The organism is Geminicoccus flavidas, from assembly GCF_009806515.1.
Classification (GTDB): domain Bacteria; phylum Pseudomonadota; class Alphaproteobacteria; order Geminicoccales; family Geminicoccaceae; genus Geminicoccus; species Geminicoccus flavidus.
The window spans coordinates 1-6,744 of the sequence record NZ_WUJP01000550.1 but is presented as its reverse complement, the minus strand read 5'-3'; the positions used below and the strand labels follow the sequence as shown (position 1 = coordinate 6,744).

The following is a 6,744-nucleotide window of genomic DNA, read 5'->3' as shown; positions in this document are numbered from 1 at the left end:
GGTCGCGGCCATGGCGGCCTGGGCTCGGGATGAGCTGGGCCAGGTCGACATCCTGGTCAACTGTGCCGGGATCGGCGGCGACCGGGCGTTCACCGAGCTGAGCGTGGCCGAGTGGGACCGGATGATCGCGGTCCATCTGCGTGGCACCTTCCTGGTCACCCATACCTTCTTTCCCGACATGGTCCGGCGTGGCTTCGGCCGGGTGATCAACATCGCCTCGCAGCTGGCCTATAAGGGCGCGCCGGGCCTGGCGCATTACTGCGCCGCCAAGGCCGGCATCGTCGGCTTCACCCGGGCACTCGCCTATGAAGGTGCGCCGCATGGGGTGACGGTGAACGGGATCGCGCCGGGGCCGGTCGAGACCGACCTGCTCAATGGCATGTCCGACAGCTGGCGGGCGATGAAGCAGGCGCAGCTCCCGATCGGCCGGTTCGGCCAGGTCGGTGAGATCGCGCCCACCGCCCTGCTGCTGGCCTCCGATGCCGGCTCCTTCTATGTCGGCCAGACCCTCTCGCCCAATGGCGGCGACGTGATGGTCTGACGCAGCAGCCGTGCTGTTTCCGGAAATAGTTGGCGCTGGACCGGGTCAGCCGGCAGGCTGATCCGGCACGGCGGGAGCCAGGTCGGCGCCGCGCTGGCAGGTCATCGGTCAGAGGAGCAAGCTCATGACGGAACTCACCCGGCGCGGGTCGCTGGCCCTGCTCGGCGGCATGCTCGGCAGCCTGACGCCGGGCGGCCAGCCGGCCTTGGCCTCGCACCAGCCGACCCTGGTGGCGTTCGGCGACAGCTATACCCGCTCGATGCGCGACGGCGTGCCGAGCTGGGCCGACCAGCTGCACGGCGACCGCAAGGCCAAGGTACTGGTCAATCTGGGCGTCTCGGGCGCCACCGCGGAAGGCTTCAACAGCTCCCGGACGCTGGACCGGCAGGTCGACGACTGGATCGCCAAGCACAAGTCCAAGGGCCTGCCCGACCGGACCGTGATCTATTTCGGCTATAACGACATCAACACGTTCCGGCCGCTGAATGCCGCCATGAACCACTACCGGATCGCGCTGGACCGGCTGATCGCGCAGGGGCTGGCCAGGGGTTCGCGGCGGATCCTGCTCTGCCAGCTCCACGACTGGAGCCGCAACCCGATGCAGACCAGGAACTCGGTGGCGCGGGTGAAGAGCTGGAACGCGTTCCTGCGCAGCCTAGCGGCTGAACGTAGCAATGTCGTGACCGTCGACCTGTTCACACGGTTCGAGCATGTGTTCAAGAACAAGAAGAGCTACGGCTTCACCCATGTGACGGTGGCGGACAAGAAGCGCTCGGCCTCGACGCATCTCTATTTCGACGGCAATCATTTCGGGAAGAAGGGCCAGGCGATCATCGCCAAGGAGATCGCGGCGAAGCTGAAGTAGCCGGTCGGCGGCAGCTTCACGGAACAGGGACGCTCGGCTACCACATGTTCCGGGCCGTCCCCGCCAAGGGCTCCGGTGCCACGGGAAGAACGGGCCAGGCCCGGACGGGGAGGGACAGGAATGGACATCGAGACCCTGCATCACATCAGCCTGCGGGTCAGCGACCTCGCGCGCTCGATGCGGTTCTATGCCGAGGTCATCGGCCTGGAGCAGATCGAGCGGCCGCCCTTCTCCTTCCCGGGCGCCTGGTTCCGGCTGGGCAACCGGGAGCTCCATCTGATCGGCGATGCGGCGGCGAACCCGAACCGGCCGCGCGCGGTGGATGCCGGCGACACCCATTTCGCGATCCGGGTCGCGAGCTTCACCGCTGCCATCGAGGGACTGCGCAGGCTGGGCTATCGCGAGGACGTGGCGCCGGACGACCCGCACTGCATGCTGCTGCGGCCGAACTCGATCGTGGGCTACCCGCAAGCCTACATCCTCGACCCGGACGGCCACCTGATCGAGATCAACGCGGCGCGGCTGGACGACTGAGGCGAACCGTTCCAGCGCGGCCAGTCCATGCTATGCTGCGTCCGTGACAGGGGACTCGATAACCCTGGGGAGGTGCGGCATGCTGGCGACGCTGGAAACCTGGGCGCGGCGGGTGTGGACGGAGCGCGATGCATCCGCGATCGACGAGATGTGCGCGCCCGACTGCAAGGCCTACGGCCTGGGGCCGAAGCCGCTGGTGGGGTCCGAGCAGTTCAAGGCCTTCCACCAGGTCCTTTGCGGCCTCCTCCAGGAGACCAGGCTGGTCGTGCGCCAGCATATCGAGCAGGACGGGCAGCTGGCGGCCTTGTGCACCTTCAGCGGGCGGATGGCCGACGGGCGGGAAGCCAGTGCGGATGGCGTGATCTATGCACGCGTCGCCGACGGGAAGATCCTGGAGGCCCACAATCATTTCGACCTGCTGGGCTTCTTCACGCAGCTGGGACTGGTGCCGTCCAACACACTGGAGTGCTGCATGAGCGGCAGGCCAGTCGGGACGGGTGACTGACGGCAGTCGGCAGCGCCTTTTCCAGTACCGGATTCACTCATCCATTGAGCCGGCCCGTGCTATGCTGCGACCATAACAAGATCCGGCCGCGGCCGAGGGAGGTAGACATGGCGTTTCCGCTGGAGGAATGGGCGAGGAGAGTCTGGGCCGAGCGGGATACTGCCGCGATCGACGAGATGTGCGCGTCCGAATGCTGCGTGCACAGTGCCGGCCCGCAGCCGCTGCGGGGGCCGGAGCAGTACAAGCAGTTCCATCAGCAGGTGTGCCAGCTCCTGTCGGAGACGCGGCTCGACGTGGACCACTGCATCGAGCAGGACGGCTGGCTCGCGGCCCTGTGCACCTTCACCGGGCGGATGCCTGATGGGCGCGAAGCGAGCATGCGCGGCAGCATCCAGGCGCGGATCGTCGATGGGAAGGTCGTGGAGGCCTACGACCATTTCGACTTCGTGGGCTTCTTCATGCAGTTGGGGATGCTGCCGGCGGATACGTTGGAACGGTGCATGAGTGGGCGGGGTGTGAGGGCGGGCGGCTGACAGCAGGTTGCCGGTGCCTTTGCTGCGGCCGGTCAGGTGCCCAATTCGCAGCAGGTTGTCACACAAGTGTTGGTTCGCGGGCTCGATCTTGGCTGAGATCTGATCCGCCGATTCCAGTTCGACTATCCGACGCTTGTACGCCGTCTGCAGGTGAGTGCGGACTTGGCGTCACCGCCGGAGTAGCGGGAAGCCGCGCGACGGCCGCGGAGACACCACGTCGACATAGTTGACATAACGTTCCAAGCTGAATTGCTCAGCTCATGTTAAGTCGCTATGTGTGTTTGTGCAGTTGAATCTTAATTATTCATTCACACATATGTAAATAGGGTTGACGAAATGTCCACGCCCTCAAGGAAGCGTGGACCTACTGCAAACGAAGTGTAGGATCGTGATACATAACCGATAGGAGTGACTATAAATTCCCCCTACGGTTCACGAACCATACTTGGTTAGAACTCGTCAGCAACGGAGACAGAATGAGGAGTGGGGTCTACGCCGGCCGGCGCAACCCGCTATAGGAAATGCGAGAGCTGACCTGCACATGCTGGCCCTTCCATGTGATCACTCAAGTCTTCTCAGATTCCTAACTTGCTGACGAGTCCTGCTCGGCAGGAGTGAATATCAAATTCATGAAGCTTGGCCTTGTGCTGTAGCGGAAGCCCCTATTGGCAGCTTCTACGGCACCGGCTTGAAGAAAGACCACGCGTCTATCTCATCCGTGCAGCCGGCGGGGGTACCGGATGGTGGAACGCGATCTGCTAAGTGCACTCAAGCAAACATGGCTGCTCGCAGCAGATTCGCCTAGGTAAGGTAGGTACTGCCTAATGCGGCTTGCTCAGCCTGCACCACAACACCGATACCGCCACTGGAGCCAGAAGCTGCTCAACTCCTGAGCACGTTCCTGTTATGGTTAGGAGGCGACAACTGTCCTCTGCTCAAATCAGCAGATAGTGCAATCCATAATACAGCAGAAACGCATTCACGAACGCCAAGTAGTACAGCCCGGTCATGAAATAGGCCTCCATCCGCGGGGACTGGTCGGGGGACCAGGATGTTGCGGACGTGGGTGGGGCCGCGGACGATCAGGACGAACAGGATCGCGATGATCATCAGGTGGCCCACGGCGTCGATCATGCCGAACTCGAAGATCGCCAGGACGAAGACGGACAGGAGGCCGAAGGCAACCAGCCGGGCCAGGCCACCACCGAGGCGGCGGCGAACAGGATGAAGGTCAGTACGAACTCCACGAAGCCGGCGAGCAGCATGTAGAACTGCGGGTCCATGCCCAGCAGGATGCCGGGGTGCTTGTCCAGGAGCGGGTAGGTCCAGTTCGGGTAGGCGAACTTCTCGATCGCCAGCCAGAGGAAGTTGATGCCGGTCGTGGCGCAGAGGGTGACGAAGCCGGACTTGCGCCAGCCGCGTGAGGGCAGCGTGACGGTCGCGAAGAACTAGGCGATGCCGAGGCCGACCAGGGGCAGGGTGCGCCGGAACAGGGCGCAGCCGGCAATCGCGAGCTGGAACCAGGGCACCCAGATGCTGTCGGTGTGCAGCTCGGCGTGAGGTAGAAGGCGTGGTCGCCGAACACGCCATAGGTCCAGAGCGCGGTGAAGAACACCGCTGCGGCGAGCCGCATGATCAGGACCGACAGGCCGTCGAAGCGGCGCAGGCTCTCGTCGAACGCCACCAGGATCTGGCGGCGGTAGGCCCAGCGGTCGGCGGCGAAGAAGACGAACACGAAGGCGACCGAGGCCAGGAAGAACAGGATGAAGTCCTGGGCCAGCACGTCGCCGATGGGGCGCGGCGCCTGGGTGATGTCGAACGGCTCGAACCACTTGATGTGGGCCTGGGCAGGCGCGCTGGCGCAGAGGCAGGCCAGCAGGCAGGCGGCGAGGATGCGACGGCTGCGGACATCCGTCCAGCAATAACTACAGCGGATGACCGGGTATTACGGCCTTCTGCCTGCCAGCCTTCCGGAAAGCTGTACCGCCCCGGCGGCTGTGTCCCTGACGTTTTCGTGATGCAGCCAAGCGGGCCCTGCACGGCCTGCCCATATGAGATGGATGAACCATACCACCCATCCCGGCCGGCATCCGGTCCAGGCATTCCCGGCACTGCCTAGCAGCGCAGGCAGCGTCCGCCAGATCGGCGTCGAGATCGAGTTCATGGACCTCAGCGCCCGGGCCGCGGCAGAGGTACTGAGCCGGGGCCTGGGCGGCGCGGTCCTGGAGGAAGACCCGCACTCGTTCCTCGTGCGGGGCAGCCGGCTCGGCGAACTGACGGTGGAGCTCGACACCCGCTACGTGCACCCCGGCAAGCATGGCCGTTCGCTGCCGGTGCATCTGGGCCGGCGGAGTGCCGCTTGGCTGGGCGGGCTGCTGACCCGGTTCGTGCCGCGGGAAATGGTGGTGGCGCCGCTGCCGCCCGAGCGAATGCCAGAGGTGGACAAGGCGGTCGAGCTCTTGCGGTCGGCGGGCGCGCGCGGGCGGGGGGCGAACTGGCTGGGGTCGCTCGGGCTGCATTTCAACGTCGATCCGCCCTCGCTGGAGGTGGGGACGCTGCTGCGCTACCTGCGGGCGTTCCTGCTGATGGAGCCGTGGTTGCGGCAGGAGACGTTCCGGGCGGTGCGGTGGCGGCGCGGGCTACTGCTGCCGGCGGTCTATCCAGAGGGCTATGTGCGGCGGGTGCTGGCGGCGGACTACCAGCCGGACCTGGCGGCGTTCACCGACGACTATCTGCGGGCCAATCCCACACGGAACCGGGCGCTGGACCTGCTGCCGGTGCTGCTGCACCTGGGCGAGGCGCGGGTGCGGGCCCGGCTGCCGTTCGAGAAGATCGGCGGGCGGCCGGCGCTGCACTATCGCCTGCCCTGGGCGCATGTCGGCGAGCCCGGGTGGGGCATCGTGCCGGACTGGCACCGCTGGATGGCGGTGGAGCGGCTGGCCGCCGACCCGGAGCGTCTGGCGGCGCTAAGCCTGGCGTTTCTCCAAACCGAGGGTGGCGGCGGTGCCGCGATGAAGCGAGGCAGGCTGCTCGGCTGCTCCTGAGCCGCCATCGCAGCCTGCCGGGTGCGGTCCTAGGCGGTCGCCACCACCTTGGCCCGCTGCTGCTCGGCGACCTTGATCGCGCGGCGGCGCTGCAGGGCTTGGTCGGCCAGCACACCCGCCAGGATCACCGTGCCCATCACGGCGAAGTTGAGCGAGGTCGGGATGCCCAGGAGGTTGACCAGGTTCTGCAGGATCTGAAGGAGGATGGTGCCCAGCACGATGCCGGGGATCGAGCCTTCGCCGCCGCGAAGCGAGCAGCCGCCGAGCACGGCCGCGGCGATGGCGTAGAGCTCGTAGAAGCTGCCATGCGCCGAGGGCGAGACGGAGCTGGTGTAGAAGGCCAGGAACAGGGCGGTGAGGCCGGCCAGCGCGCCGTTGATCATGTAGGCGGACGCGATCACGACGCGGGTGTTGATGCCGGAGAAGCGGGCGGCTTCCTCGTTCTTGCCGACGGCCAGGAGGTGGCGGCCGAACACCGACTTGTGCAGGACCACGTACATCACGATCGCCACGATCACGAAGGCGATGAAGGTGTGCGGGATGCCGAAGCTGCGACCGGACGCCAGCCAGAACAGGGCGCCGAAGTCGCCGTAGCCGAAGCCGATCGTGGCGTCCGCCATGTACCACCTGGCGATGCCCCGGTAGATCAGAAGGCCGCACAAGGTCACGACGAAGGGCTGCAGGTTCAGGCGGGTGACCAAAAAGCCGTGGACCGCGCCGAA

Annotated in this window: 8 protein-coding genes; 7 read left to right on the top strand and 1 reads right to left on the bottom strand. The window is 65.8% G+C overall.

The window, feature by feature from the left end:
* The 7 genes from EQG76_RS15625 to EQG76_RS15595 all read left to right on the top strand — a co-directional run.
* Positions 1-541 (top strand): SDR family NAD(P)-dependent oxidoreductase (locus EQG76_RS15625; RefSeq protein ID WP_159715097.1); only part of this gene is annotated, 541 nt, incomplete at its 5' end.
* A gap of 124 nt (positions 542-665) precedes the next feature.
* Entirely contained in the window at positions 666-1,406 is a 741-nt protein-coding gene (locus EQG76_RS15620; RefSeq protein ID WP_159715095.1) for an SGNH/GDSL hydrolase family protein, read from the top strand.
* Between the two features lie 120 nt (positions 1,407-1,526).
* Positions 1,527-1,940, top strand: coding sequence for a VOC family protein (locus EQG76_RS15615; RefSeq protein ID WP_159715093.1), 414 nt, complete (start codon positions 1,527-1,529; stop codon positions 1,938-1,940).
* A 79-nt stretch (positions 1,941-2,019) separates the two neighbouring features.
* Entirely contained in the window at positions 2,020-2,445 is a 426-nt protein-coding gene (locus EQG76_RS15610; protein ID WP_159715091.1) for an ester cyclase, read from the top strand.
* A gap of 107 nt (positions 2,446-2,552) precedes the next feature.
* Positions 2,553-2,978: an ester cyclase gene (locus EQG76_RS15605; RefSeq protein ID WP_159715089.1), complete on the top strand. Its 426-nt coding sequence runs from the start codon at positions 2,553-2,555 to the stop codon at positions 2,976-2,978.
* A 1,062-nt stretch (positions 2,979-4,040) separates the two neighbouring features.
* Complete coding sequence (locus EQG76_RS15600; protein ID WP_159715087.1) at positions 4,041-4,247, top strand: hypothetical protein; 207 nt, start codon at positions 4,041-4,043, stop codon at positions 4,245-4,247.
* A 791-nt stretch (positions 4,248-5,038) separates the two neighbouring features.
* On the top strand, positions 5,039-6,022 hold the full coding sequence (locus tag EQG76_RS15595; RefSeq protein WP_159715085.1) for an amidoligase family protein: 984 nt from the start codon (positions 5,039-5,041) through the stop codon (positions 6,020-6,022).
* A 29-nt stretch (positions 6,023-6,051) separates the two neighbouring features.
* On the opposite strand, the gene EQG76_RS15590 is transcribed toward EQG76_RS15595, so the two are convergent.
* Positions 6,052-6,744 (bottom strand): ABC transporter permease (locus tag EQG76_RS15590; protein ID WP_159715083.1); only part of this gene is annotated, 693 nt, incomplete at its 5' end.

Coding starts and splice junctions, on each gene's coding strand:
- EQG76_RS15620 (WP_159715095.1), top strand. CDS start 666: ATGACGGAACTCACCCGGCGCGGGTCGCTGGCCCTGCTCGGCGGCATG.
- EQG76_RS15615 (WP_159715093.1), top strand. CDS start 1,527: ATGGACATCGAGACCCTGCATCACATCAGCCTGCGGGTCAGCGACCTC.
- EQG76_RS15610 (WP_159715091.1), top strand. CDS start 2,020: ATGCTGGCGACGCTGGAAACCTGGGCGCGGCGGGTGTGGACGGAGCGC.
- EQG76_RS15605 (WP_159715089.1), top strand. CDS start 2,553: ATGGCGTTTCCGCTGGAGGAATGGGCGAGGAGAGTCTGGGCCGAGCGG.
- EQG76_RS15595 (WP_159715085.1), top strand. CDS start 5,039: ATGAACCATACCACCCATCCCGGCCGGCATCCGGTCCAGGCATTCCCG.